General features: G+C 59.4%; 2 pseudogenes. Both read right to left on the bottom strand.

Going from position 1 to position 2019, the window contains the following annotated elements:
- A pseudogene (locus FNJ47_RS45775) lies at nucleotides 1-835 on the bottom strand (hypothetical protein); the annotation flags it as partial.
- Between the two features lie 838 nt (nucleotides 836-1673).
- A pseudogene (locus FNJ47_RS45770) lies at nucleotides 1674-2019 on the bottom strand (hypothetical protein); the annotation flags it as partial.

Genomic DNA, 2019 nt, shown 5'->3' with positions numbered 1-2019 from the left:
CGGCAGCTGCCTGGACGGCGCCGTCGATCAGGCTTTCATCCTCTTCGGAGAGAAAGTCTTGCCGCACTTGATCAGGATCACGATACTTTCGCAGCGCGCTCAATGCCGAAAGCAAATTGGCGGGCTCACCAAGAGACACTCTCGCGTGCGAGACCAAGGCCTCGTGATCGAGCCCGCCAATTGTCTTGCCCTGAGTGCCGAGATCATTTCCCAGGATACGAAGCGATCGGCCGTATTCGTAGATGGTACTTTTCTGCAGACCACCGCCGACAAAGCGGGTGAAGTTGTCGATGAGAGTAAGGTCGGTCTCGGACAGGTGCGGATAGATATCCGCCGAAGGCACGGCGGCGTTGACGGGAGAAGGCTCTTTTACGGAGGGAACAACATAGCGCCGGCGCGGGCCGTCAGGTGCATTGGGATTGCGATACCTATGAAGCGCTGTTAACGCAGGACCCATTGCTTTGTCACGCGCCATGAACTTGGCAGCGCGCGCTACCAGAGCGTCGTGGTCCAGTGCAGCAATCGTTTCGCCACGAGACCTCAGATCTTTTTGCAGTTTGAAAAGTGCGTCAGTATATCCCCGCGCAGTGCGTTGGCTTAGATTCCGGCGCGTCCGCTCCGCCTGGACCGCGCGCTCGATGACGCTTTGGATATTCGCTGGCGGCTCGGGAGGCGGGGTCTGGCGTACAGCCTCGGTCGCCTGGTGAGGCTCGCCGGCGTTTGCCAATTGCCGCTCGAAGGCCTCCTGCGACGCCTCGCCTGCCTCACGATGTTCCGCGGCGGCCCGTTGCACCTGCATCAAAGCTGCCGGACTGGATGGGAAAGGATTGTCCACGCTCACCTCACTCCGCAGATGGTGGCAGAATAGCTACGCCGGCAAGCTTGCGAGAAGCTGACGGAGCCTTCCGCCCGGCCACAAAAAGTGGCGTACCGATCCTTGTATTTGGTTTTCGTGGACGGGGTGCTGCAATCACCAGCGCCAGCACATTTGATCGCGCGATGTGCGGCCCGGGTGTCCTCAATGCCGCGGAGGCAGCGGCGCATCGCATTCGCCGCGGATGGATTTTCGTCGACCGCAAGCGCCTGCTGAGAAACCCACTATCTGCTTTGCTGCACGCGAACCATCGTAGAGTTATCGCAACTAAACTTAGGTTGGCATGGTAAAAGTGTCGTGGGAAGTTATCTTGCTCGAAGATCCGCAGAGCGACGACGCTTGAAACGATGAGCGCCTCAGTGAAGAAAAAGCGAAATCATGTGAGGCAAACAATATCGCTGCAGGACCGCCTGGCTGCGTTTGCAAGGGATCTTGTGGAAATGGCGGCGAGCATGCCAGAAGGCGCGGAGCGGGATAGTCTGCTGAGGCGAGCCCGCACCGCGGAAATTGCAGCTGACATTGACGATTGGGTCTCCTCGGCTGGGCTTCAGCCGCCGACGCCATAGGGTCCCGAGCCTCTCCTCCATCGAGGTCCTCGAGGGCCCCGTATGCAGCTCGGGCTCCTCTACGTTCAGGAGCAAGGTTTGCCGGGCTCTGATCCCTGAAGCCAACTTGACCACAGGGCAGGGTAAGAGTCAGCTGCCCGTATCCGAAGAGAATGAGGAATCGCCCCATGGCGCTCCCCAGATTGCAGAGCCTGTTCTTCACGCGCATTGTCTGGTCGCGCTGGAGCTTCGGCTCATGGTTGGCCCACCGCTCGAGCTGAAGCCTGGCTCATGGCTGCTACGGGAGGTCTGTTCGCCAAAAGACGCAAACGTATCACGAGGAGGGCTGCGTAAACGGCTTTGCCGATGGACAAGCCGATCCAGATACCAATGGCACCGAGGCCAGTTTTCAAGCCGAGCACGTAGCTGACGGAAAGACCGATCAGCCAGTAAGCGATGCCTGCGAAAAACAGCGGCACGCGCGTGTCCCCTAAGCCGCGCAGGCCACCGGCTGCAATGCTCTGAAGTGCATCAGTAATGAAGAAGCTCGCGCCGACAAGGATGAGAGCTGCAGTCAGCTTGATCGTGGCGTCCGCATTG

Origin of the sequence: Bradyrhizobium uaiense (genome assembly GCF_010811875.1) — a bacterium.
In the GTDB taxonomy this organism is placed as follows: domain Bacteria; phylum Pseudomonadota; class Alphaproteobacteria; order Rhizobiales; family Xanthobacteraceae; genus Bradyrhizobium; species Bradyrhizobium uaiense.
Note: the sequence above shows the minus strand (reverse complement) of the source record. Positions and strands in the feature narration are given on the sequence as shown.